28 protein-coding genes are annotated in these 22,294 nt (G+C 33.7%); 6 read left to right on the forward strand and 22 right to left on the reverse strand.

Annotated elements, in window-relative coordinates; genetic code table 11:
- Positions 1 to 170: 170 nt before the first annotated feature.
- From PQ963_04435 to cbiM, 13 genes are all read right to left on the reverse strand, one after another.
- A complete protein-coding gene (locus PQ963_04435) occupies positions 171 to 863 on the reverse strand; it encodes a ribosome assembly factor SBDS (GenBank protein ID MEN4028912.1) in 693 nt (230 codons plus the stop codon).
- Positions 864 to 865: 2 nt separating this feature from the next.
- Entirely contained in the window at positions 866 to 1,618 is a 753-nt protein-coding gene (psmA, locus tag PQ963_04440) for an archaeal proteasome endopeptidase complex subunit alpha (GenBank protein ID MEN4028913.1), read from the reverse strand.
- A gap of 147 nt (positions 1,619 to 1,765) precedes the next feature.
- Positions 1,766 to 2,146 (reverse strand): Rpp14/Pop5 family protein, encoded by a 381-nt coding sequence (locus PQ963_04445; GenBank protein ID MEN4028914.1) that lies wholly within the window; start codon positions 2,144 to 2,146, stop codon positions 1,766 to 1,768.
- Positions 2,143 to 2,829 carry an RNase P subunit p30 family protein gene (locus PQ963_04450; protein ID MEN4028915.1) on the reverse strand — a complete coding sequence of 229 codons (687 nt, stop codon included), beginning with the start codon at positions 2,827 to 2,829 and terminating at the stop codon, positions 2,143 to 2,145. The genes PQ963_04445 and PQ963_04450 overlap by 4 nt, the downstream gene beginning before the upstream one ends.
- Before the next feature lie 3 nt (positions 2,830 to 2,832).
- On the reverse strand, positions 2,833 to 3,255 hold the full coding sequence (locus tag PQ963_04455; protein MEN4028916.1) for an RNA-binding protein: 423 nt from the start codon (positions 3,253 to 3,255) through the stop codon (positions 2,833 to 2,835).
- 34 nt (positions 3,256 to 3,289) lie between these two features.
- The gene (locus PQ963_04460) at positions 3,290 to 3,835 is read right to left on the reverse strand and encodes a 50S ribosomal protein L15e (GenBank protein MEN4028917.1); all 546 of its coding nucleotides are present in this window, start codon (positions 3,833 to 3,835) and stop codon (positions 3,290 to 3,292) included.
- Positions 3,836 to 3,989: 154 nt separating this feature from the next.
- Entirely contained in the window at positions 3,990 to 5,645 is a 1,656-nt protein-coding gene (locus tag PQ963_04465) for a histidine kinase N-terminal 7TM domain-containing protein (protein ID MEN4028918.1), read from the reverse strand.
- Between the two features lie 185 nt (positions 5,646 to 5,830).
- Entirely contained in the window at positions 5,831 to 6,151 is a 321-nt protein-coding gene (locus PQ963_04470; protein ID MEN4028919.1) for a carboxymuconolactone decarboxylase family protein, read from the reverse strand.
- 197 nt (positions 6,152 to 6,348) lie between these two features.
- On the reverse strand, positions 6,349 to 6,807 hold the full coding sequence (gene ribC / locus PQ963_04475) for a riboflavin synthase (GenBank protein MEN4028920.1): 459 nt from the start codon (positions 6,805 to 6,807) through the stop codon (positions 6,349 to 6,351).
- 8 nt (positions 6,808 to 6,815) lie between these two features.
- On the reverse strand, positions 6,816 to 7,670 hold the full coding sequence (locus PQ963_04480) for an ATP-binding cassette domain-containing protein (protein MEN4028921.1): 855 nt from the start codon (positions 7,668 to 7,670) through the stop codon (positions 6,816 to 6,818).
- Positions 7,671 to 7,796: 126 nt separating this feature from the next.
- On the reverse strand, positions 7,797 to 8,576 hold the full coding sequence (cbiQ, locus tag PQ963_04485; GenBank protein MEN4028922.1) for a cobalt ECF transporter T component CbiQ: 780 nt from the start codon (positions 8,574 to 8,576) through the stop codon (positions 7,797 to 7,799).
- Positions 8,577 to 8,599: 23 nt separating this feature from the next.
- A complete protein-coding gene (locus tag PQ963_04490) occupies positions 8,600 to 8,929 on the reverse strand; it encodes an energy-coupling factor ABC transporter substrate-binding protein (protein MEN4028923.1) in 330 nt (109 codons plus the stop codon).
- Positions 8,930 to 9,604 carry a cobalt ECF transporter S component CbiM gene (cbiM, locus tag PQ963_04495; protein MEN4028924.1) on the reverse strand — a complete coding sequence of 225 codons (675 nt, stop codon included), beginning with the start codon at positions 9,602 to 9,604 and terminating at the stop codon, positions 8,930 to 8,932.
- Between the two features lie 111 nt (positions 9,605 to 9,715).
- On the opposite strand from cbiM, the gene pyrF reads away from it, so the two are divergent.
- A complete protein-coding gene (gene pyrF / locus PQ963_04500) occupies positions 9,716 to 10,366 on the forward strand; it encodes an orotidine-5'-phosphate decarboxylase (protein MEN4028925.1) in 651 nt (216 codons plus the stop codon).
- A gap of 64 nt (positions 10,367 to 10,430) precedes the next feature.
- Here the strand turns inward: pyrF and PQ963_04505 are convergent, their stop codons facing one another.
- The gene (locus PQ963_04505) at positions 10,431 to 10,991 is read right to left on the reverse strand and encodes a hypothetical protein (protein MEN4028926.1); all 561 of its coding nucleotides are present in this window, start codon (positions 10,989 to 10,991) and stop codon (positions 10,431 to 10,433) included.
- Positions 10,992 to 11,164: 173 nt separating this feature from the next.
- Here PQ963_04505 and PQ963_04510 point away from each other — a divergent pair, with 173 nt between their 5' ends.
- Positions 11,165 to 11,515, forward strand: a complete 351-nt coding sequence (locus tag PQ963_04510) for a cyclophilin-like fold protein (protein ID MEN4028927.1) — start codon at positions 11,165 to 11,167, stop codon at positions 11,513 to 11,515.
- 52 nt (positions 11,516 to 11,567) lie between these two features.
- Here PQ963_04510 and PQ963_04515 read toward each other — a convergent pair whose 3' ends face one another.
- The 4 genes from PQ963_04515 to PQ963_04530 form a co-directional block, all read right to left on the reverse strand.
- Positions 11,568 to 12,254 carry a phosphoribosyltransferase family protein gene (locus PQ963_04515; GenBank protein ID MEN4028928.1) on the reverse strand — a complete coding sequence of 229 codons (687 nt, stop codon included), beginning with the start codon at positions 12,252 to 12,254 and terminating at the stop codon, positions 11,568 to 11,570.
- 139 nt (positions 12,255 to 12,393) lie between these two features.
- On the reverse strand, positions 12,394 to 12,780 hold the full coding sequence (locus PQ963_04520; protein ID MEN4028929.1) for a hypothetical protein: 387 nt from the start codon (positions 12,778 to 12,780) through the stop codon (positions 12,394 to 12,396).
- A 254-nt stretch (positions 12,781 to 13,034) separates the two neighbouring features.
- Positions 13,035 to 13,220, reverse strand: a complete 186-nt coding sequence (gene dmpI / locus PQ963_04525) for a 4-oxalocrotonate tautomerase DmpI (GenBank protein MEN4028930.1) — start codon at positions 13,218 to 13,220, stop codon at positions 13,035 to 13,037.
- A 96-nt stretch (positions 13,221 to 13,316) separates the two neighbouring features.
- Entirely contained in the window at positions 13,317 to 13,958 is a 642-nt protein-coding gene (locus PQ963_04530) for an NAD(P)H-dependent oxidoreductase (protein ID MEN4028931.1), read from the reverse strand.
- Between the two features lie 321 nt (positions 13,959 to 14,279).
- Between PQ963_04530 and PQ963_04535 the strand changes: the two genes are divergently transcribed.
- Positions 14,280 to 14,792, forward strand: coding sequence for a type 1 glutamine amidotransferase domain-containing protein (locus PQ963_04535; protein MEN4028932.1), 513 nt, complete (start codon positions 14,280 to 14,282; stop codon positions 14,790 to 14,792).
- A 20-nt stretch (positions 14,793 to 14,812) separates the two neighbouring features.
- Here the strand turns inward: PQ963_04535 and PQ963_04540 are convergent, their stop codons facing one another.
- Both PQ963_04540 and PQ963_04545 read right to left on the reverse strand, forming a co-directional pair.
- The gene (locus PQ963_04540) at positions 14,813 to 15,166 is read right to left on the reverse strand and encodes a hypothetical protein (protein ID MEN4028933.1); all 354 of its coding nucleotides are present in this window, start codon (positions 15,164 to 15,166) and stop codon (positions 14,813 to 14,815) included.
- Between the two features lie 81 nt (positions 15,167 to 15,247).
- Complete coding sequence (locus tag PQ963_04545) at positions 15,248 to 15,382, reverse strand: hypothetical protein (protein MEN4028934.1); 135 nt, start codon at positions 15,380 to 15,382, stop codon at positions 15,248 to 15,250.
- Positions 15,383 to 15,718: 336 nt separating this feature from the next.
- Here PQ963_04545 and PQ963_04550 point away from each other — a divergent pair, with 336 nt between their 5' ends.
- Both PQ963_04550 and PQ963_04555 read left to right on the forward strand, forming a co-directional pair.
- Positions 15,719 to 17,620 (forward strand): hypothetical protein, encoded by a 1,902-nt coding sequence (locus PQ963_04550; GenBank protein ID MEN4028935.1) that lies wholly within the window; start codon positions 15,719 to 15,721, stop codon positions 17,618 to 17,620.
- Positions 17,621 to 17,758: 138 nt separating this feature from the next.
- Entirely contained in the window at positions 17,759 to 18,544 is a 786-nt protein-coding gene (locus PQ963_04555; protein ID MEN4028936.1) for a winged helix-turn-helix transcriptional regulator, read from the forward strand.
- A 61-nt stretch (positions 18,545 to 18,605) separates the two neighbouring features.
- Here the strand turns inward: PQ963_04555 and PQ963_04560 are convergent, their stop codons facing one another.
- A complete protein-coding gene (locus PQ963_04560) occupies positions 18,606 to 19,478 on the reverse strand; it encodes a pantoate kinase (protein MEN4028937.1) in 873 nt (290 codons plus the stop codon).
- A gap of 133 nt (positions 19,479 to 19,611) precedes the next feature.
- Here PQ963_04560 and PQ963_04565 point away from each other — a divergent pair, with 133 nt between their 5' ends.
- Positions 19,612 to 20,277: a histidinol phosphate phosphatase domain-containing protein gene (locus PQ963_04565; protein ID MEN4028938.1), complete on the forward strand. Its 666-nt coding sequence runs from the start codon at positions 19,612 to 19,614 to the stop codon at positions 20,275 to 20,277.
- A 6-nt stretch (positions 20,278 to 20,283) separates the two neighbouring features.
- Here the strand turns inward: PQ963_04565 and PQ963_04570 are convergent, their stop codons facing one another.
- Positions 20,284 to 22,275 (reverse strand): cation:proton antiporter, encoded by a 1,992-nt coding sequence (locus tag PQ963_04570; GenBank protein MEN4028939.1) that lies wholly within the window; start codon positions 22,273 to 22,275, stop codon positions 20,284 to 20,286.
- Between the last annotated feature and the right edge of the window lie 19 nt (positions 22,276 to 22,294).

Genomic DNA, 22,294 nt, shown 5'->3' on the forward strand with positions numbered 1-22,294 from the left:
CTCCTTTCCAAGAAATCCATAAATAAAAGAAATAGTTATAATATCTTTGTTTCCACATGACTATCTTTGGGTCAATCCTTTTTTAAAGGATTGAAAGAGTAGTTATAATATCTTTGTTTCCACATGACTATCTTTGGGTCAATCCTTTTTTTAAAGGATTGAAAGAGTAGTTATAATATCTTTGTTTCCGCCTGACCACCGGTTAGCTCGTTTAATTTCCTATCAAAGCTTCCCTGCAGGCCTCCAGGTACTTCAACCACAGCTATCCATGATCCGTCTGCTTGCCATTCTTCCCTTTTTGTTTTTCCAAATTCTGAGATTACTGAGTATACCTTTCCAGTGTAATCTCCAGGTATCTTAATTGCCATATCCACCTTTTCAAATCTTATGGGTATTTTAACACGAATGGCTTTAAGAACAGCATTTACCTGTTCATCAACACTTTTAAATGGATCAATTTTAACTTTAACCTCTTCCATGGCTATTTCTATTCTTCTTGCTGGGTGAGGGAGTTTTGTCTGTGGATTTATGGCTTCTCTTGTTATTTTTGCAATGATCTTTTTTCTTTTCTCTTCCTGCATATCTCTTCGCTGTTTGGCAGTTAACTGAACCTGACCTTTTTTAATAATTATGGCTGCAGCTTCAAGAGGGTCTGTACTCCCAAAAGCTTTCATCATAGCTTCTTCAGATGCTTTATCCCCCTTTCTTGCATCCTTAAATATTTCCTCAACAGCTAATATTTTATCCACTTCTATTTCTTTACCTCTTTTAAAATCGGAAGCAAGGTCTGGATCTACAAGAATTTCAAAGTGTTCTCCATGATATTCCAAACGTGCTATAACTGAATCTTCAAGAGTAACCATTTTTACTCCTCTTCTGCTTCCTCCTTAGGTTTTCGTAAAAGAAGTTCCTCTACATATTCATCAATTTCATCCTGGGTTAATTTTTTGAACATTCTGGTTTCAAGTTCTATCACTGCGATTTCAACACTTTCAGCACTGGTCTTACCTTCTGTAGCTTCATAAACAGCATCTAAGGCCAGGTCAATGGCTTCATTTAGTGACATATCTTCTCTGTATTTTTTTTCAAATTCTTCCATTGCAATCTGTCTTCCTGCACCTATTGCTGTTGCCTTGTATTCAATTAAAGCACCGCTGGGGTCAGTTTCAAACAGCCTGCACCCACTATCATATACTCCTCCAATGATCAAAGCTGAACCAAAAGGCCTTACACCACCGTGCTGAGTATACATCTGTTTCATGTCACATATTTTTTTGGCTAAACTATCCACTCTTATTGGTTCATTGTAGGTAATTCTATTTATCTGGGATTCTATTCTTGCTCTGTCGATCAGAGCCCTTGCATCAGCTACAAGTCCAGAGGTGGCTGCACCAATATGTTCATCTATCTGGAATATTTTTTCAATTGATTGGGGTTCAACAAGCTTGCTTGTTGGTCTTTTATCCACAACAAGAACAATACCTTCACGAGATTTAACCCCTAATGAAGTTGTACCTCTTTTAACAGCTTCTCTTGCATATTCAACCTGAAAAAGTCTTCCATCTGGGCTAAATACAGTTATAGCCCTATCATATCCTGCTCCTGGCATTGGTTGCATTATATATACCTCTCTTTTTTTTTCAATATATGAATCTAATTTTTTATTTCAGTTTAAATAAAGTTTATTAATTAAAACTATTTAATTAAATGGAATTTCAATAAAATCTTAGAACTCCTGTTACATGAATTAAAAAATTCAAACTATTTATTTATGTTGGTTTTCTATTTTAATAAAGTTTTTTATCGCTGATTTAATTGTTCCTGAAATACCAAGTGTATGAAATACCACAGATTTTCCCCTAAATTTTGATATAAGTGATAGGGCAGCTCTTACCGAGTTAACTTCATTTCTGCTGCACTGAATAATCCCTTTAATCACATTATTATCTGTTGACTCTATTTTCCAGACTTTCATAATCCATAAATCAAATTTACTTGTTTTACATTCTCCGTGAATGTTTAGTGATGTTACCCATACCAGAGATATCACATCGTCCCTATTTAAAGGAATTTCTGAAATTGCTTCAAATGATATGTATCTCTTCTTGTTTCTAAGCGTAGGAGGTAATATTTTGAGCTTATTCATAATCTCTCCTTTTCAATAATATTTACCCCTTTTACCACTGTATTTATTTTGTTTCTTTCTATAATATTAACCGGGTTTTTTGATAGAGAGTCTTCAGCTTCTTCAACTATCATTCCAAAACAGCGTGCAAGTGCAATTATGTCTCTGGGGGTCCGAAGATCGTATATTGAGTATGCATTGCTGGATATTATGATTGGAAACCCAAATTTACGATGCATTTTAATGATCTGTCCAAATTGACTTAGTAACCTGGCCCTTAATGAAAGTCTGGTTTTAATCAGTGGAGCTATACTTAATTCAATTGCAACTTCGTTTTCTGAAGCTTTTTTGGCATGGACATGATTTATTCCACTGTCTCTACGGTTTTTATAGGGATGTGCCAGTATATCCACCCTTGGATCTTCACATGCTGCTCTATTTATCTTTAAATTTCCGCCATTAACTATTAAAACGTCTTCTTTATCTTTAAATTTCTGGACTTTCTTTTTTAAATCTTCTGGATTTCCAGCATAAATTTCAACACCACTCCAGATTTTAAAATCACCATCAAATTTTTTAATTTCAGCAGATTTTTTATGACTATAGTTTTTAGAAGACTGGATAATTGCAACGCCGTTGTATCCAAGCCTGCGTGCTTCTAAGGCTAAGCTGGAGTCTCCATGAACATGGAAGTCAAAAAACATTTGTTATTCACCGAAAATTTCCCTTGCAAGTTCCATGGCTTTTTCTTTTTTAGCAGGATAGGCTGCTATTTTTATCTTAACATGTACAGCATCGCCATGTTCAACAATCTTTAAATCTCCAAGATATGCTCTTTGCTTGTCAAATCTAAGAAATAAATTTCCTTTCTCATCCATTTTACTGTTCAATTCATTTATAACTCTTTTTTTAGTGGAGGAATCCAGTTTCTGCAATAGTTTTATAAATTCTTTAGTTTCACGTTTTCTTTCTATTTTATCGTGCAGTATTAAAACAGGGTTTTTAAAATAACCTTCAACAGTTTCTTTTTGAGGATGAGATTTTGGAAAGAGAGTCCTGATTGCCTCCCTAACCTTTTCCTCGTTTTCTGTTCCATAAACAAACACACGGTATGAAATGTTATGGATCATGGAAATTTTACCTTTTTAAAAAAGAATTTAAGGCTTATCTTGCCTTTTCAGCACCTATTCCTTTTCCTCGAAGTCCACGGGTCTTTTTACCTTCACTGGTTAAACCACGGAATGCTCTTCCTTTATGCTGATTTTCACAGATCCAGTTAATGTTCTTATCGTTTTTAATTGAAGGGTTATTTGGATCAACCAGTATAACTTCAAAGAACTTGAATTTACCGTCTTCCCATACCCAGTATGAGTTTAAAATTTCTAAGTTAGGGTACTTTCGTGCTACTCTTTCTTCAGCAATTCTTTTAAGGGATTTTACAGGAGTTATCTTGTTTACACCCATTCTTTTGGGTTTTCTCCCGGCTGTAAATCGTGTTTTACGTCTTCCACCACGTCTAACTCTTGTTCTTACAACAACGTATCCTTTCTTAGCTTTATATCCCAGGGATCTTGCCCTGTCAATTCGTGTAGGTCTTTCTATCCTGCAAATAACACTTTCCCTTCTCCAAACAGGAGCTCTTTCCTGCATGAGTTCCTTGACGAAGGAATCGTCAGGATTTTTCCATGCGTCTCTTATATATTTATACAAAAAAACACCTCTTTTGTTCAGCTTTCGCCACATCCATGAGACTTTGTCTCAAAAAAAATTATTTTTCGCCAAATTGGCAATAATCATTATAAGTTTATGTCCATATAAAAAGGTTTTGTATATTAATCATAAATCTGCTGAATTTTTAATGGATTCAATAATGATCTTTGAATCTTATCTCAAACCTGGTTCCTCTGGATGTATCCAGATTAACTTCAGCCCCGATTTGATCAGATAAGCTGTATACTAACTTTAAACCCAGAGAATCTGCATTTTCATAGTTCAATCCTTCTGGAATTCCTGTTCCATCATCACTTACTATTAACCTGTATTCATGGTCTTTTAAGTGGAATTCAACTGTTAGATGTCCTTTTCTACCTTCTGAAAACCCGTGCTTCAGACTGTTGGAGACAAGCTCATTAAGGATTAATCCTAAAGGAATGGCTGTATCTACATCTAAAAGTGCATTATCCACATCAACATTGAGCTTTATTTGATTGGAATTAGTGGTATAACTTTTAAAGAGGTTAAAAACTATGTCTTGAGTATAATTTCCAAAATTAATTTTTTTCAGATCGCCTGACTGATATAAACGTTGATGGATAAGTGCCATGGATTTTGCACGGTTTTGACTTTCTCTAAAAATATTTAAAGCATTTTCATCCTTTATATATTTTGACTGAAGCTTGAGGAGACTTTGTATGATCATTAAATTATTTTTAACCCTGTGATGTATCTCCTTCATCATAAGGTCTTTTTCCTCTAAGGACTTTTTTAATTCTTTTTCCACATTTTTACGCTTATTTATGTCTTGAATTATGATTAGTTTCCCCTGAAATAAATTATTATCATATATTGGCGTGATCTGAACCTGAATCCAGCGGTTTAAGGGATCACCTAAATAGATTTCTGATTCATGTTGCAGTGATTCATAAGCCTCTTCAAGCTTGGAAAACTTGCTAAAAACCTCCCCTGAATGTTTACCAATATCCCGATCTGTTATCCCAATTAAACCTGCAGCTGAATTTACTTCAATCAATTTATTTTTAGCATCAAAAATCATAAAGCCGTTAACCATATTTTTAAAGAGTAGATTATATGCTAATGGAAGAATATCAAGAAAATAGAGCCTGAAAATACCTATAACAAGCAGTATTCCAGATATGGAAAAGGCAAATGGAGTAATATCCAGTCCTGGAATTTTAATAATATTAGCAGTATAAAGAGAACTAAAAATCAGAGGTATTAAACCGCTTAATAAAATAACGTAAATCTGTGCCCGGTATTTTTGGGAATAGTTTACAAGCATTTTAATTAAAATAAAAATCCCTGTTAATACAACTGCGAAACTGTACAATATATTTATCCAGAAAACAGGACCATGCTCGTAAATCAGAAATGATCCAGGTACACTTGAAGCTGGGGTAATGCTTGGCCATAAAAGCCAGTGCCACTCGTTTGTAAGTGCCATAGTTAAAACCATTAATGGTATCAAAAAAAGCAGCCCCAAATAGGATTTTTTGAGATATTTATCGTATTTAACATATTTTAATACGAAAACAAGCCAGAGAGGAGCGGCAGTAGTAACTCCAATATAGCTAATTTTTATCCAGAAAACTTTTGCCTCCATTTCCACACTGAAAAATTCCATTGCAGATCCAAAGCACCAGAAAAATACAGAAGCCATTAAGAGTATGAAACAGGTGTGTAAACTGGATGAACGCTTATTATAACTGTAAATAGCTAAAATAAGTATTATAAAAATATTTAACATTAATACTGCACCGTAGGATGAATACTGAAGACTCATGATTTTCCCTCGGATTTTTTGATTAATTTGATTAACTAAATTTTGGAATACAAATATATTCAAAAATATTCAAAAATAAGATCGAACTTTTTAAATTTTTTGTGTACAGTTTCATCAGGCCATTTATTTAAGTTAAAATTAAAGAAATAAAGAAATCATTAAAGAATCTTTATAAATTCAGTTTATTAACTGGTTAACTTATAAAGAATTCTCATTGCTTTTATAAATGGCGGATTTCCAGATGTTAAAAGAACCACTCTTAAAACATCCACTATTTCATCCTTTGTTATCCCAAATTCGTTTATAGCACTTTGCATTTGCTTTTCCATGGCACGATCATCTGAGGCTCCTGCAGTGATTCCAAGAGCAATTAGTTTCTGTGTTCTGTAGTCTAAGACTTTTCCAGTATATGCTGCCTCATTTAATTCTACAACTGCTTTATAAATGTCTGGATAGTCTTTTTTAACGTGTACCATTCCTTTACCATAGAATACATCCTCTTTCATTCCTGAATTCCTCCTTAATTGAATTTATCTCCTGTTTTATGCAAAACGTTACCCTGTGTAACGCTGTACTATTATATGAATTTAATAATATACATAATTATTCATATAATTCATATACTCTGATCATTAGAATAAGGCCATATCTCTATTTTACTGGAAAAAAAACATATGAAACATGAGAAATTTAAGCTTTTAAATTATACAGGCCCTACATCTTCTCGCCCTTCTCTCATACCTTTTCCTGCTTCTTTAAGCATGGCATCAGGTTTGAACATCATCTTAACCAGATTTCTGGCGTGATCACGTGCCCTGTTTTCTGCTAACCACTTCAGATCTTTTGCATCCTTTCCCTCATCTTCATGGACAAAAACCTCAAGAATATGGGTGTTTGTCATAAGTTGAGCTTGAATAAGGCCTGTCGAAGCTTCATGGGCGCAAACTTTGTCTTTTTCTTCGCCTCCAGGCATTCCAAGAGCCATTACAATTTCACACCCTTCTTCTTCTATTAATTTTTTAGATGCTACTGGAAGATCCTTTATTCCGGGAACAGTACGTCTTATAAATTTAATATTTCCAACATGCTGCTTAATTTCATCTATTGCATGCGCGCCCATATCCACTCTGGCAAAGGTAGTATCACAGATTCCTACTTTCATTCTATCACCTACTTGCAGCTAAGTTTATCTTTAAAATGATCCTTTAATTTCCTTCTTGCTTCTCCTATGGTTAAAGGATATGGTTTTTCAAAGGGCATTTCATCCTCTTTTTGCAGTATCTCCATAAGATGAGCAATCCTTGGAAGTCTTAAGTTAGCATCCCTTATTGTTTTAACATCCCCAAATACTTCCTGAGGGCTTCCTTTTTTTATAATCGTTCCATTACTAATTATATAAACATGATAAGCATAAAGAGGCACCAGATCTACGTCATGAGTTGATATAATAATGGTCATCCCTTCTTTATTTAATTCGTAGAGTATTCTAAGGATCTGTGATGCACCCTTTGGATCAAGACCTGAAGTAGGCTCGTCGAGCACCATGATCCTGGGATTCATGGCCAGTATACCCGCAATGGCCACTCTCTTCTTTTGACCCCCGCTTAAATGGTGAGGTGCTTTATTTTTAAATTTTTCCATCCCAACACGCTTAAGAGATTCGTCAACTCTCCTTTCAACTTCATCTTTAGATAAACCCATGTTCATAGGCCCAAAGGCCACATCTTCAACTACTGTGGGTGCAAAAAGCTGATCGTCAGGATTTTGAAACACTATTCCCACATTCTGCCTCACTTTCATAAGGTTATTTTTATCGTATTTAATTTCCTCGCCATTTACAATGATGCTTCCAGAAGTGGGTCTTAAAATGCCATTAAAATGTAAAAAAAGTGTGGATTTACCTGCACCATTTGGACCTAAAAGTGCAATGATTTTTCCATCAGCTGCTTTAAAATTAACTTTTTTCAAGGCTTCAGTGCCGTCAGGATAATGATAAGTAATGTCTTTTGTTTCTATTATATTCATGAATTCACCTTGATAATAAATAGTATAATGGGATCTATTTATTAGTTCAAAGTTTCATTTTTCTATTATATAAAGTCTAATTGTTAACATTTGATTATAGAGCCGAAAGTGGAAAACAAAGATAGTTCATATAATTTTTAAGCCCCATGTTAAATAAGTGCCTAACAAAAGGAGTGATTCAAATAATAGCAGTAATATTATATTTTTAACGCCCATGTTCTCATGAGTTTTAAATGAGTTAATAGAACCATCATAACACCTTGACTCCATTGCAATATATGCCTGCTCTCCTTTTAGCCAGGTTCTAATAAAAAGATTGCTTGATAACATCCCCAGTGCTTTATAAGTGTTTTTTATGTTATTGTAGCCCATTCGTGTTTTCTGTGAGTTGTACATATTTCCTGCCTCTTCTAAAAATAGAAATATGTAGCGGTACATGAGCATCGCAATTTCAATTACTATTTTGGGTACCTTCAAACCTTCAAACATGAAGAACATTTCATTCATCGGTGTTGTAAGTGTTAAAAATGCAAGACAGGTAAATCCCCCCATAATTCTACTAAAAATTAGTAATCCAAGGTTAAAACCGTCTTCAGTTACTGCAAGATTGAATATTCCAACTTCTAAAAGCGGTGCACCAATTCCAAAGAAGATTGACATAAAGATGAATGTTAAAAATCCAAAGAAGAAGGGAATGCTTAGAAATTTTAGATAAAAGTTCCATGGAATTTTAGCTTTAAAAATAATCAAAAATGACATTGAAAAAGTTATAAATAGAGGAATAACCGGTGATGTGGCTATTAAGCTCACCATCATTGTTAAAATTGCAAATAAAACCTTAAAATATGTATTCACATTTTTAAGGCTGTTGGAATGAGCATAGCTATCTAATGTGTTTTCAAACATCACGTCACCAGTTTCTGCATGTTTTATTTAGCGTTGGACACATTTCTTTCTGTTTCATCCATCTTTTTCTTCTCTTTTGCCTGGCCATTATAATATCCAAGGACGTAGCCTATTATAATCCCGCCAATAGCTGCCTGCAATGAAAACAGGAGACTTGCTATCTCCCCACTTGGTGGTTCCCAGATAGAACTGAACCATGGTTTATAGCCGGTTTCCTCTATAATTTCACTGGCTGCGCCATCTGCACCACCAAAGTAACCTTCATCTTCTCCAAGACCACTATAGATGACAAGGGGGGAAATTGCAATTAATGCAACCAGGCAAAGTAAAATAACTGGTTTTTTATCCACCATTTAAACCACCGCCTTTGTTTTTAGCCCTATTACTTTTAAATTCTCTAAAATATCAGGCCTTAATTTCATCAGATAATCGAATATTACAACTGTTAGCAGGCCTTCTGCTATTGCAAGTGGTACCTGGGTGTAAGCAAATACTGTCATGAATGTTACGATTGATTCTCCAAATGTAGGTATTGGAAATGCCAGAGATAGCTGTACTGCAGTAACAACATATGTCAGGAGGCCGCCGATAAACACTGCCAAAAATACTCCAATTGATGTAGATACTCCTGCTTTTGCAGCTCCTTTATAAATTATCCATGCTGCAAAAGGTCCTACAATACCCATAGAGAAAATATTAGCACCTAATGTAGTTATCCCCCCATGTGCAAGGAGTAAAGACTGGAAAAGCAGAACAATTGTACCTAAAACACATGTTACTGCCGGTCCAAATAGTACAGCACCCAGACCAGTACCTGTAGGGTGAGAACAACTCCCTGTAACTGAGGGAAGCTTTAAAGATGATAAAACGAATATAAATGCACCTGATACTGCCAGTAATGGTTTTAGTTCAGGGTTTTTGTCTGTAATCTTTTTAATTTGAATTATGCCATATGCAACTACTGGTAATGCTACCATGTACCAGAATAAGCACCATTCAAGAGGTAAAAATCCTTCCATAATATGCATGTTCAAATCTCCTTTACTTTTTATAAAGTATACTTGAATGATTTTTATATATAAATATTTCCACGGAAACCAGGGACAAACCATTTAAGTAAATTAGACCAGATTAATTCCATGGAAGTGAAAAATAACATTATTCTGGCACTGGACGTTTTAAACATGGAAGAAGCACTGAGCATCGTTGATAATGTTCATAAATACATAAATACAATTAAAATTGGATATCCTCTTGTTTTAAGCCAGGGACCAGAGTCAATAATGGTTATTGAAGAAAATTTTGACTCTAAAATAATAGCAGATTTTAAAGTTGCAGATATTCCAGAAACTAATAAAAAAATAGCAGATCTCACATTTGAAGCAGGGGCAGATGCTTTAATTGTTCACGGGTTTGCAGGTGAAGACAGTGTCAAAGCATGCATGGAATCAGCTGAAATCTATGGCAAGGAACTATTTCTTTTAACTGAAATGTCTCATCCTGGAGCTTCAATGTTTATCCAGCAGCATAGCGAAGAAATTGCTGAAATGGGAGTTAAAATGGGTATAACTAATTATGTTGGTCCTTCAACCAGATTAGATCGGCTCCAAAAGATTAGAAGCATTATAGGAAATGAATCCTTCCTCATTTCTCCAGGAGTAGGTACTCAAGGAGGAGATCCAAAAGAAACCCTTAAATTTGCAGATGCATTAATTGTTGGAAGGTCTATTTACCTATCAGAAGATCCTGAAGAAGCTGTTAAAGGTATCATTAATGGAATAAGATCTTAAAACTATCTTTAAGCCGTCGAACACTATGTGTTCGGGCCAACCAAAATCAGAGATTTTGATTGATTTAGAATCTGTAAGTTCCAATAATACTGTAAATTCGGCTATAGATCGAATCAAATTTCAAGCCAGCAAATTCATAAGCTAATTCAAAGATTAAAAACAGTACTAAACTTTGAATTGCCATAAAGTGAACACCATAAACCTGAAAACCTGGATAAAAACTGTTAATAGCTCCAAAAAGTGCTAAAACAAGAATTGCTGTTTTAAGAGCAAATCTGTATTTAAAAAATATCTCTAAGATCTTGCCTTTTTCATAAATCCTTTTGTTATCATTCCCGATTTCGTCGATATATGATGCAATAGCACATACTGCCAGCGTCCCTATTCCAACTGCGGGAAAGCCATGTAAAAATGCAATTAATAGAAATATAACTGCTGTAACTGCATGATTGATACAGTTTATTTTTTTTGCAATAAAAGTTCCAGTAAAGACTCCGAAAAAAATATAGGCAGCATCCAGGTTGAATGTTACCAGATAGCCCATGAACACCCCGCATAAAATTCCAGCAAGTATTCCAAGAAGCTTATTATTCTTTTTATCATGCATATCATCAGATATTTTCATGAAAAAACCCGATAATGGGTAAAGTAAAATTTCTAACAAATTATCTCTCCTCAAATAATATTTGAATTCGTATTATATATTTTTTTAAACTGGTTTAATATCCTATTCAATTATTTCCCCTACTTAAAAAACATTAATTGTAGGGATAATTATATACTTTAAAGGTGAAACAAATGGAAATAGAGATAGAAGTGGTGGGAAAAGGTAAAGCTCTTGGGAAATTAGACAGAAGAAACCCTGAAACTGCAGGAAAAATTTATGAAAGTTTACCTTTCAAGGGAAATGTAAATATATACTTTGAGGAAGTATATTTTGTTATACCTCTAAATTTAGAATATGAAAATCCTTCTGGAAAATCTATATGTGGTGATATATCTTACTGGCCGCCTGGAAATGCCTTCTGTATTTTTTATGGCGATTCGCAACCGGCATCAGACGTAAATCACATTGGTAAAATAACTGAAAACTTAGACGTCATAAAAGAAGCTCGAGATGGAGATAAAATAATAATCAGAAAAAAGTAAATCCTGAGTCTTTAATGGAGATTATTCAACTATCAGTTTAAAAAGCATGTCTTTAAAACTTCTTTAAAATTTGAATTACTTCATCCTCTGTAACATCTGACCATTTCATATAAGCATCTGCAACTGCAAAGGCCCATCCACTTCTTAGATTTGCACAGTACACAGCTTCAACATTTGGGACAATATGTTTTACAGCTTCCAGGTGCCCTGTTGGAACTGCTACAATTATTTCATCAGCACCAGAATTTTTAAGAGCTTCTACAGCTACGAGCATGGTGAAACCTGATGCAATTCCATCATCTACCAAAATGACAGATCTCCTCTCCACCTGAACTGGAGATTTAACCTTTCGAAATTCCATAACACGCTTTTTGACTTTGTCCAGTGTTTTTTGAATACCTTTTTCAATTTCATTTTCACTAAGCCCTGTTCTGGAAACTATATTTCGATTTATACGTACTGTACCATCAAAAGCTACTGCACCATAACCTGCTTCCCTGTTCCATGGAAGGGTGATCTTGCTTACAACTGCCACATCCAGGGGGATTTGCAAATTTTTAGCTGCGGCAGCTCCTACAGGTACTCCTCCAGCTGGAATTGCAAAAACAACTGCATCAGAATTTTTGTATTGTTCAAGCATTTTGGATAGAACTTCTCCTGCATGTTCACGATCATGGAAAACTCCTGCCTGATTTCTAAGCTCTGGTAGGTCGAAAAAATTATCATAGGTCGATACCATTAAATACACACCTCCACGTTCATTTAAATCATTTAAATGAATATGAAAATAATGAATAAAAGCTGTTAAAATGAAATTACATGCATTTAAGATATTTGTCTGAATATATTATGTAAATTATTTGAAAATGAAAAGGGAGTTAAGAAGCATAATTTATAGATATAACTCCCTGACCTCCAGAAGTACTTTGATCTACAACAACATTCCCTTCTTTAACCAGTTTTACAGATAAAGTTCCAGCATTTCTGGTTTTCTTTAGAGCAATTGTAATAGCACCTGGATTTGGACCTAAATCATATTCAACATTTCCATTTCCATTTATAATCTGAGTTTTACCATTATATGTTAATGTACCGCTCCATAAAGTGTCTGAATTAATCTGAACTACTGTATTTGAATTACTTTGTATATTTGAATTATTTTGAGGAGGGGAAATGCTTGACTTTGAATTATTATTGCTTGTGCATCCAGACGCAAAGACTACTAAAAGTAGAATGGGTACCGCTAAAATTGCAATTTTTTTCATTTAAATATTCTCCTTTTTAATTAAATATAAAACTGGAAATAGCGCTTTTTCAATTAGTTATCTACTTTTTTTTATTTGCATACCATCAAATGTTTTAAACAAATTTTTTAATAATATATTGTTTTTAAATCATAAATATTCATCGATTCGAATTTTTTTAAAAATAAAATGAAAAAAAGAGAGATGCAAGGCTTTAATGGCTTCGAATAAAATCTTAAGCTCAAAAAATATAAATAATACAAAATAGGTTAAATCTACAATCTATTACACAGCAACATGTTTCCAACCCCGACGTTTTCTGCTTCAACTTCCCGTATTATAGTCACCATTGCTTCTACTGGTAACCCCATAATTTCACTTGCACTTTCTGCAAAAGATTTTACAAGCTGTTCTTTCTGCTGTTTAGTTAATTTAGGTCCGTCTATTGTAATTACAGGCATAATTTATCTCCTTTAATTCTTAATTCACATAAACTAATTAAATCACTCGTTATTTAAGTTGTTAATGTTATTTTTTAATATTTTGACTATAAATACTTATAAGGAATTTATTCTTTCTCTGTATCTTTCAAGTTCTTCTTTTACATCATCTTTAGACATTAATGAAGGTCCAAATATCCCGAATGAAGGTAAAACTTCTAAACCTGCAAGTTCAAGCGTAGTGTGAGTTATATATTTGAATAATTCATCAATATCTCCATGAGGTCCATTTTTAGAATAAGCTTCTTTTACTGCACCGGTTGTAAATGAAAGCATGGCTTTTTTGCCTTTAAGTAATCCATATTCATAATATTTTTCTTTAGAGCTATCAAATGCAAATCCATTTGCAAATACTCTGTCAATCCAGCCTTTCATAATCGCTGGAGATGAAGTCCACCATACAGGAAACTGGAATATCAAAAGATCTGCCCATTCCACCTTTTTCATTTCATCCCTTACATCCTCTGTAAATGATCCTGTTCCAGAGGCATTAAGCTGTTCTACAGTTGGATTAAAAAATGATTCATCTTTTCTTTGTGTAAAATCCTGTTTATCCATGGTAGCTTTAAAATGCATTCCATAAAGATCTGATATTTTAACTTCATGCTCATTATCCCGCAATGTTTTAGCTGCAAGGTCTTTCATTATGCCATTTAGGGAATTTAGCTCTGGATGAGCAAAAATAATCAATACATTCATATCATCACCTCAAAATTTTGTTTTTTGTGGCGCTCAAACGCTGCTAAAATCTTTCAAAATTCATTGAACTTCGGGCTCGAAAAATTTCATTTATCGACAATTCGAAGATATGTATTATTTTATTAACTTTATATATTAATATATCTAAAATTTAAATTCTTTTTAATTAACTGAAAAACTAATTCATTGAAATATTTAAGTTGAAAATTTAGTTAACGGTTCCTTTTAATAATATTAAATCTATAATTAATATTGCAAAAATTCAGAACTAATAATTTCAAAGAGTGTTTTTAAAAGTATAAGACATAGTGGAGTGAGTTAATGAGTAAAATAGCAGTTATACTTGCAGATATGTTTGAAGATGTGGAGTATACCAGACCTTCAAAAGCTTTTAGGGAAAATGGACATGAACTAAATATTGTAGGGCTTAAAGAGGGAGAAACAGTGAAAGGTAAACAGGGGACCGTATCAGAGAAGATTGAAAAATCAGTAAAAAATGTATCAGTAAATGATTTCGATGCTCTTTTCATACCTGGTGGATACTCTCCAGATAAATTGAGAGCAGATGATGATGCGGTGCAGTTTACAAGAAAATTCGTTGAAAATGGTAAACCCGTATTTGCAATCTGCCATGGCCCACAGCTTTTAATTACAGCCCAGGTTATTAAGGGACGTAAAATTACAGGATGGAAATCAATAATTCAGGATATTAAAAATGCGGGGGCTATTTTTGTAGATAGAGAAGTTGTTGAGGATGGTAATTTAGTTACAAGTCGAAATCCGGGCGATATTCCTGCTTTTATTAAGGCATCACTTAAAAAATTAGAAAAATAGGATAAATATATAAATTTAGATCATTTCAACTTAAAATCAAGTATTAATCTCACCATAGCCTGTTCTTGATTTATATCAACACCAACAGGAGGACCTTCATCCATATACATATCAGCTAATACAAAATCGTCAGATATTTTTTTACCATCAACTCCCACAGTCTTTAGGCTGAAAATCTCCCCTTCAGATTCTTCAAAGAAATCTCTGACTTTTATTGCATCACCACCAGCAATCCTTATCATTATCATAAGATGTTTGTCTGTTGAAAAATGAAAATCTCTGATGAAATCTTCTGGAATTATTAAATCACCAATTTTACCTTCTATTTCACGGCTGAATGTTACAGGCTCTAAAATTTCTGTCAAATTAATCACCTCATTTAGTCAAGTAGAATTAGTTAATTTAAATAGATTCTATTTATTCTCTTATTTAAAAGGATTTAAATTACCTAAAAATTATTTTAGCACCTCCATTTGCAGGTGTTGTATGGCTTCTTTTAAGTTACAGCCTGCAGCATGATCAGTGCTCCCCCAATATTTCCCAAAAATTCCATTAGAAGTCTCTCTGGTCATAGATGGCAGAGATTTCATTTAAACACCAGAAGAAGTATGTACTTCCTCCGTATTAAATTTACTGGTTTAGTTATAGGTTAAATCATATACAGATAAAAAATAAACTTGTACCCTTCTACAACCCCCAAATTTGGAGGGAGCTAATATTTTTTATTCAAAAAAAGAGGGCATACCACTTGAAAATTGAAAAACGTACCCCTCACCAGCAACTTTACAGTTCCAATCCTTTGTAAAATTCTACTACAATAATATTAAATACCATAAATATACTATTATTTAATTGAAAGGAACTGTGAAATTTTAATCACCTTAACTTTAATGAATAATTTAATATTCACGTTTAGAGGTGGTAAAATGTTAAAAAATGCTGGAATTGAAAATTATCCCGGTAAAATAAGGGATTTAAACCGTCGAATATTACATGCTGCTTTAAACTCAAGTGATTTAAAAAATTTTTTAGATGAGATCGTTGAAATAGGTGCTGAAAGTACAGAAGCAAAATCCTGTAGTATATATCTATTAGAAGAATCTGAAAACAGAAATGGAAAAATATTAAGGTTATATTCCTCTTCAGGAGATATGGATAAAATTCTAAAGGATGAGGAAACAAGATACTATATCCCCAAAAGAAGCCCGTTTACAAAAAAGGGTGAAGGTAAAAGAAAGATAATAGCTTATCTAAGGAGATACTTCCTTGAAAAATGCAATTACAGTACTGAAAAACTTGAAATTTATGAACAAGACCTGTTAAAAGAGAGAAAGACATTAATAGATTTACTATGGGAAAATGAAAAGTCTTTAATTAATATAGCTAAAAAAATGGGGGACGATTTAATAGATTTGATAGAAAAGGGAGAATTACCAATGGGAATAACTGCATATAATGTGAAATCTAAAGAGTTCATACCCCCATTACAAGGAGCAGAAATATGTGAACATCCAGAATGGATGGGAAGCTACTGGGGTATCCATGAAATCTGCACGACCCTTGTTCAGGTCCCTTTGTTAAAACAGCGCGATGGAGAAATAGTGGGCTTAATAAAAATCAAGAATCATAAAATAGGCGATTCTCACTGTTTTACAGACAAACATAAAGAAATTCTAAGTATTCTTGCAGATAGTATAATTATTGCAATCCAGCAGATTATATACAAATCTGATACCTACAAAAAACTTTATGGGACCGAAATTCTAAAAAAAATAAATGAATTAAAGATTGAAAACCCTCCACTCAACAGAGAAATTCAAAAACCATTAAAAGAATTCTACAGTAAGCTTGAAATAGAAATTGAAGATATTGGAGGGATTGACAGAATTTATAATAAAGTGACAAGGTTGGTAAGCGACATTGCGCAGGCCTTAAATTTATATGCCGTCCTTGATATTATAGACAGTATTGGACCGGCGTTTGAGCCACTTTTAGGAACAGATGTTCAATATAGAGAACATTTCATACACCAGTTTAATGTATTTTTGCTTGGATACTATCTGATCAATAAAAAAAGCCCTCTTCGTAAAAAGCTTATAAAACATTTACAAACCATAAATCCAGATTATAATTTAGAAGATGTTTTAAAAGTCTGGTTTATTACAGCAATGTTTCATGATTTCAACTATTCTGTTGAAAAAATGGAAGGCTGGTTAAAAAATTATTTTTTAAGGGTGGCAGTTCCATCCAGATTTCATATTAGCTGGGCAGATATATTCACCCACTATGAAATTGAAAAAATAAACTTAATTGAGTTAATTTACTCTAATTCAGATAAATCAAAGGAGGAAATTGCAAAAATCATTAAGGATACCTTTATAGAAGAACATGACCATGGAATTATGTGCGGATTGATGCTGATGGACATTTTAGAGGTAGAGGATGCGTTGCTTAAAGAAGCATGTTGTGCGATTGCCTTGCATACAAAAACAGTTTATTCTAAGCTTGAGAAGCTTAAAATTGATAATTTTCCATTTGCATTTTTATTAGTGTTCTGTGATAATGCTCAGGAGTGGGGGCGCCCTGTTATGATGAATTTAATTCCGCATTTAGACGTTAAATTAGAAGGTATTATTACAGATGAAGATAAAGTCGATATAAAACTTAGATACCATAAGCTTACATCTGAGCAGAAGAGAATAATTGAAACAAATATATCTCCTTTAACAAAATACTGGTATTCAAAACCTTCACTTAAATTTAGCATTAAACTCTATGAAAGTATTAATAAAGAACCTTTTAGACATTATATCTTTCCCTATGAATAATCTAAAACTTAATTTTTTTCCTGCATTAACCGCATCAGTCCCTCATTAAACCCTATGAATAAGCCAAATAACTTAATTTCATATATATTAAGCCAGTTAGAAGCTAATATATGTATTTTTACAGATTAAGGTGAATAAATGAAAATTTTCAAAAAGAAAGGAGAACTTACCAGATTCCAGATTCTGGCAGAGATTGCTAAAACCCAGCCTCACCTGAGGCAAAAAGACATAGCAAAAAAGCTTGGAATAAGTATTCAGGCAGTTTCTGAAAATATTAAAAGCTTAACTGATGACGGTTTTGTAGAAATAAGAGGAGACACCATCAGATACCATATAACCAAAAGAGGTATTGAAAAACTTAAAAAAGAAGCTGTTGACCTTAGAAAGTATGCAGATGAAGTTTCTGAAATAATGAATACTTATAAATCTATATGGCCTGCAATAGCTGAAGACGATTTAAAGGAAGGAGAAAAAGTATGGCTGAAAATGGAAAACGGAACACTCTATGCCACAAAACATAAAACGCCTGCAAGTGCTGAAGTGCTTCAAAACGCACAAAAAGGTGAAGATGTCGCTTTAACCAATTTAGAAGGTACCATAGAACTTAAAGCAGGTGATGTAACCATTATTAGACTCCCCCCTATAAATAAGGGCGGTTCAAGGGTCAGTGATCTGGATAAAATTAATAAAATATATAAAAGAGGATTTGACCGTGTTGGTGTCATGGGAACCATTTCCAGGGCAGTTGCAGATAAATTAATGATTTCTCCTGATTTTGAGTTTGCCACGCCCTATGCCACTGTAGCTGCTTCAAAAAAAGGTTTAAAAGTACTTGTTTTTGCTGTTGGTAAGATGACAAACAGTATTACAAGGAAACTGGATGAAGAAGGAATTCACTACATTATAAAAGACGTTGAAAAATGATTATGGAGAATTTTTGATTTACATCTCTCTATTATCTATAATTTGGGGGTTTTTCAAAATTTTATAAAAATTTTAATCCATCATGGTTAAGTTTTGCAACTATTGCATCTTCAATGCTTGTGTCCTCTCTTTTAGAAATAGCAAAGGCAGTATTTCCAAGCATAGCCATGGATGCTCCCATTGTTTCATCTTCAAGTATCTCAACTGTCTCTTTAACTTCAGTACTCATAAGTTCGGTGTTTTCAGCAAATTTTCTGGATAATTCCATGAATTTTCGTGGTTTGGGATCTTTAATAAGTTCTTGTAGCAAATTTCTTCCTATTTTATTGATTTTCTTTTTATAACGTGGGTCTTCAATTATATCTGCGGTGTTAATTTCTCCAAATGTTTTAAAGATAACAAAAAGTTCTTCTGATTCATCTACTAATAATTTATCAGTTATTCCAATTCCTGGAGCCCCTTCTTTAAGTCTTAAAACCATTCCACCCGATATTTCCCCTATAACATCTCCTAAACCGCTTTTCATTTCGACCTCAGCAATGTGGGCAATTTGAGCCGCCCTGTTAAATGTTAAAGGCAGATTAAGTAAATTCGAAAGTCCAAATGCTGTTCCAAGGGCAAAAGCAGCAGATGTTCCAAAGCCAGCGCCAGCAGGTACCTGAACCTCATGTTTTATGAGTATTTTTTTATCATCCAAATTAAAACCCCTTTTAATAATTTCGATGGTTTTTTCTGTGATTGTAGCATTTACAGGGTCATTTTTGCCATTAATCTTAATCTGTATCCCCTTTCCATCACTTATTTTTGTTCTGGTTAGGACTCCTTTATCCATAACAACTCCAGCACCTCTGGAACCTTTTTTAAGGGGGTCCTTGTTATCTATTATTTCAAAAAAGCCAGTAAGATGGGAAGGAACAAATACAGAACAATTCATATTAACACCTGTTTAGCATTCAACTTATCAGCATATTTAATTATATCCTTTGATAATAAAAGGATCAGTCAATAAATAAATTCAGGTTTTAAATTAGTCTAATTAAACATTTTAAATTACTGGAGGGAATTTTATAAATAAAAGGATAGACCTTCACATGCACAGCATATTCAGCGACGGTGAGCTTTTACCTTCTGAAATTGCAAGAAGAGCCAGCGTACTGAACCACGAGGCAATTGCAATTACTGATCACGTGGATGCATCAAATATTGATTGTGTTAGACGAATACGGAAAGTAATACTGGACATAAAAAACAACTGGGATATAGAAGTGATTCCTGGAGCTGAAATCACCCATGCACCTGTAGAAATAATAGGAAAACTTGTAAGTAAGGCTCGAAAGCTTGGAGCAGAAATCATCGTTGTTCACGGCGAAACCCTGGTTGAACCAGTGATTGAGGGGACCAACATGGCTGCTTTAAACTGTCCTGAAGTAGACATACTGGCACATCCCGGGCTTATTACCCACAAAGAAGCAGAACTTGCAAAAGAAAACAATATAGCACTTGAAATAAGCTCCAGAAGAGGACACAGCCTTTCAAACGGTCATGTTGCTAAGGTAGCGCTTGAAGTTGGTGCAAATCTTGTTTTAGATACTGATGCACATTCACCTGGAGATATCATACCCTACGAAACTGCATATAAATTAGCATTAGGCGCTGGAATACCAAAAAAACATGTTTCAACTATTTTAAGGGATAATCCTGTTGAAATTTTACAGAATAAAGATTTATTATAACTTATTTTATTTTTTATGGAATAAAACTGCTGCTTTAGAAATGTTTTCAGGTGATCCAAGCAGTACTGCAGTGTCATCGACATAAAATATGGTATTTTTATCGGGATTTGGTAAAATTTCATTTTTATTTGAGTTTTTAAATATTGCAAGCACGTTAACATCATATCCACTTTCAAGTCCTGTTTCAAGAATTGATTTCCCCTCCACTGCAGAATCTTTTTGAACCTGAAATAAACTTATTTCAACGTTGGACGGGCATCTTTTTAAGTTGCAAATGGATGTGCCATTTATAGCAAGGTCACGGAACATTTCATAATGATCAAGACGGATTCTGGATGTGAATTCATTGATCTCTTCTGATGGAACAAGATATTTGGTCAGTACTCTACTGAATATTTCTACAGAAGTTTCAAATTCTTCAGGAATTACTTCATCTGCACCTAAATTATATAATTCATCCATATTCTGGATATAACGAGTTCTTACAATGATATATACTCCCTCATTTAATCTTCGTGCTGACCCTGTTATTTTTTGAGTTGCAAATGGATCAGAAATGGCCACTACAAGAACTCGGGCATTTTCAATATTTGCATGTCGAAGCACTGTTTCATGAGTTGCATCACCATAATAGATAGATTCACCCTCTTCCTTTTCTTTTTTTACTATTTCAGGATTCATTTCAACAACCAGGTAGGGAATATCAGCAGTTTTCGTTGCTCTTGCCACATTTCTACCATTTACTCCATATCCCACTATAACAACATGATCTTCCAATTTTAATTTTTCTGATATACGCATAGGATAAGAACCTGTTTTTAATTTTTCTGGTACTGGTAATTTTAATAAATTCCTGACAATAAAAGGAGATGAATTCAAAATAAAAGGAGTTACAGCCATTGTTATAACAGAAAGGCTTATAAATATTTGATAGCTGCTTTCAGAAAGTAGATTGTATTGAATACCTGTTGCAGCCAGAATAAATGAAAATTCACCAATTTGACTGAGTATCAGCCCAACTAAAACAATAATACGGAATGAAAACCCTAAAATAGCTGTTACTATACTTGCAATTAATGATTTAAGAATCAATACACCTGCAACTATTAAAAAAATTACAAAAAAATACTGAAAGAAGAAATTAATGTTAAATAGCATTCCGATAGATATAAAAAAGAAGCTTATGAAAACATCTCTGAATGGAAGGATGCTACCAAGTGCCTGGTGGCTGTGTTCAGTATTGGAAATCATTAAGCCTGCTAAAAATGCTCCTAAAGCCGGAGAAATACCTATTACAGTAGTTAACCATGTAATGGATAAACATATTGCAATAACACTGAGTATAAAGAGTTCACGGCTTTGTAAACGGGCAATATGATATAGAACCCATGGAATAATCCATTTTGTACCTGCTGTAATAAAAAATATTATTACTGCTAATTCCAGAAGGAAAACAAATATATCAACATTTAAATTTTCTGCAGCTCCTGCAAGTAACGGTATAAACAGAATCATAGGTACTACAGCAATATCTTGAAAAATCAGGATTCCAAGAGATGTATGCCCCTGAGGGCTGTCCATTTCATCTTTATCTTGAAGAAGTTTAAGTACGATAGCAGTACTACTTAAAGAAATAAGAAATCCAATAAATATCGATTCTTTAGTGCTTAAACCTGAAAAATGAGTTATGAGAAATACTGCTAAAAAAGTCAATGCAATCTGGAGTGATCCACCTAATAAAACCGATCTTCTAAGCTGTGAAAATTTTTCAAGTGAAAATTCCATACCAATTGTAAACAGTAAAAAAATAACACCTATTTCTGCTAAAAGCTGGACTTCGCTTACAGCCTTTACAAGACCAAATCCACCAGGGCCTGCCAGTATACCGGTTATAAAGAAACCTACAATGGCTGAAACTTTGATACGTTGAAAAAGATACAGTACCAGTACTGATAATACAAAAATAGTGGCTATATCTTTTAACAGAAATATTTCCATGGCACCAGTTTCCAACTTA

It is taken from the genome of Methanobacterium sp. (assembly GCA_039666455.1).
GTDB lineage: Archaea > Methanobacteriota > Methanobacteria > Methanobacteriales > Methanobacteriaceae > Methanobacterium_D.

What these genes read in the sequence shown, in the direction of transcription:
- PQ963_04510 (MEN4028927.1), top strand. Translation starts at nt 11,165, where the DNA reads ATGGAAATAGAGATAGAAGTGGTGGGAAAAGGTAAAGCTCTTGGGAAA.
- PQ963_04455 (MEN4028916.1), bottom strand. Translation starts at nt 3,255, where the DNA reads ATGATCCATAACATTTCATACCGTGTGTTTGTTTATGGAACAGAAAAC.
- PQ963_04480 (MEN4028921.1), bottom strand. Translation starts at nt 7,670, where the DNA reads ATGAATATAATAGAAACAAAAGACATTACTTATCATTATCCTGACGGC.
- psmA (MEN4028913.1), bottom strand. Translation starts at nt 1,618, where the DNA reads ATGCAACCAATGCCAGGAGCAGGATATGATAGGGCTATAACTGTATTT.
- PQ963_04570 (MEN4028939.1), bottom strand. Translation starts at nt 22,275, where the DNA reads ATGGAAATATTTCTGTTAAAAGATATAGCCACTATTTTTGTATTATCA.
- pyrF (MEN4028925.1), top strand. Translation starts at nt 9,716, where the DNA reads ATGGAAGTGAAAAATAACATTATTCTGGCACTGGACGTTTTAAACATG.
- PQ963_04450 (MEN4028915.1), bottom strand. Translation starts at nt 2,829, where the DNA reads ATGTTTTTTGACTTCCATGTTCATGGAGACTCCAGCTTAGCCTTAGAA.
- cbiQ (MEN4028922.1), bottom strand. Translation starts at nt 8,576, where the DNA reads ATGTTTGAAAACACATTAGATAGCTATGCTCATTCCAACAGCCTTAAA.
- cbiM (MEN4028924.1), bottom strand. Translation starts at nt 9,604, where the DNA reads ATGCATATTATGGAAGGATTTTTACCTCTTGAATGGTGCTTATTCTGG.
- PQ963_04545 (MEN4028934.1), bottom strand. Translation starts at nt 15,382, where the DNA reads ATGAAATCTCTGCCATCTATGACCAGAGAGACTTCTAATGGAATTTTT.
- PQ963_04535 (MEN4028932.1), top strand. Translation starts at nt 14,280, where the DNA reads ATGAGTAAAATAGCAGTTATACTTGCAGATATGTTTGAAGATGTGGAG.
- dmpI (MEN4028930.1), bottom strand. Translation starts at nt 13,220, where the DNA reads ATGCCTGTAATTACAATAGACGGACCTAAATTAACTAAACAGCAGAAA.
- PQ963_04555 (MEN4028936.1), top strand. Translation starts at nt 17,759, where the DNA reads ATGAAAATTTTCAAAAAGAAAGGAGAACTTACCAGATTCCAGATTCTG.
- PQ963_04505 (MEN4028926.1), bottom strand. Translation starts at nt 10,991, where the DNA reads ATGAAAATATCTGATGATATGCATGATAAAAAGAATAATAAGCTTCTT.
- PQ963_04530 (MEN4028931.1), bottom strand. Translation starts at nt 13,958, where the DNA reads ATGAATGTATTGATTATTTTTGCTCATCCAGAGCTAAATTCCCTAAAT.
- PQ963_04445 (MEN4028914.1), bottom strand. Translation starts at nt 2,146, where the DNA reads ATGAATAAGCTCAAAATATTACCTCCTACGCTTAGAAACAAGAAGAGA.
- PQ963_04550 (MEN4028935.1), top strand. Translation starts at nt 15,719, where the DNA reads ATGTTAAAAAATGCTGGAATTGAAAATTATCCCGGTAAAATAAGGGAT.
- PQ963_04465 (MEN4028918.1), bottom strand. Translation starts at nt 5,645, where the DNA reads ATGAGTCTTCAGTATTCATCCTACGGTGCAGTATTAATGTTAAATATT.
- PQ963_04435 (MEN4028912.1), bottom strand. Translation starts at nt 863, where the DNA reads ATGGTTACTCTTGAAGATTCAGTTATAGCACGTTTGGAATATCATGGA.
- PQ963_04520 (MEN4028929.1), bottom strand. Translation starts at nt 12,780, where the DNA reads ATGAAAAAAATTGCAATTTTAGCGGTACCCATTCTACTTTTAGTAGTC.
- ribC (MEN4028920.1), bottom strand. Translation starts at nt 6,807, where the DNA reads ATGAAAGTAGGAATCTGTGATACTACCTTTGCCAGAGTGGATATGGGC.
- PQ963_04490 (MEN4028923.1), bottom strand. Translation starts at nt 8,929, where the DNA reads ATGGTGGATAAAAAACCAGTTATTTTACTTTGCCTGGTTGCATTAATT.
- PQ963_04560 (MEN4028937.1), bottom strand. Translation starts at nt 19,478, where the DNA reads ATGAATTGTTCTGTATTTGTTCCTTCCCATCTTACTGGCTTTTTTGAA.
- PQ963_04470 (MEN4028919.1), bottom strand. Translation starts at nt 6,151, where the DNA reads ATGAAAGAGGATGTATTCTATGGTAAAGGAATGGTACACGTTAAAAAA.
- PQ963_04515 (MEN4028928.1), bottom strand. Translation starts at nt 12,254, where the DNA reads ATGGTATCGACCTATGATAATTTTTTCGACCTACCAGAGCTTAGAAAT.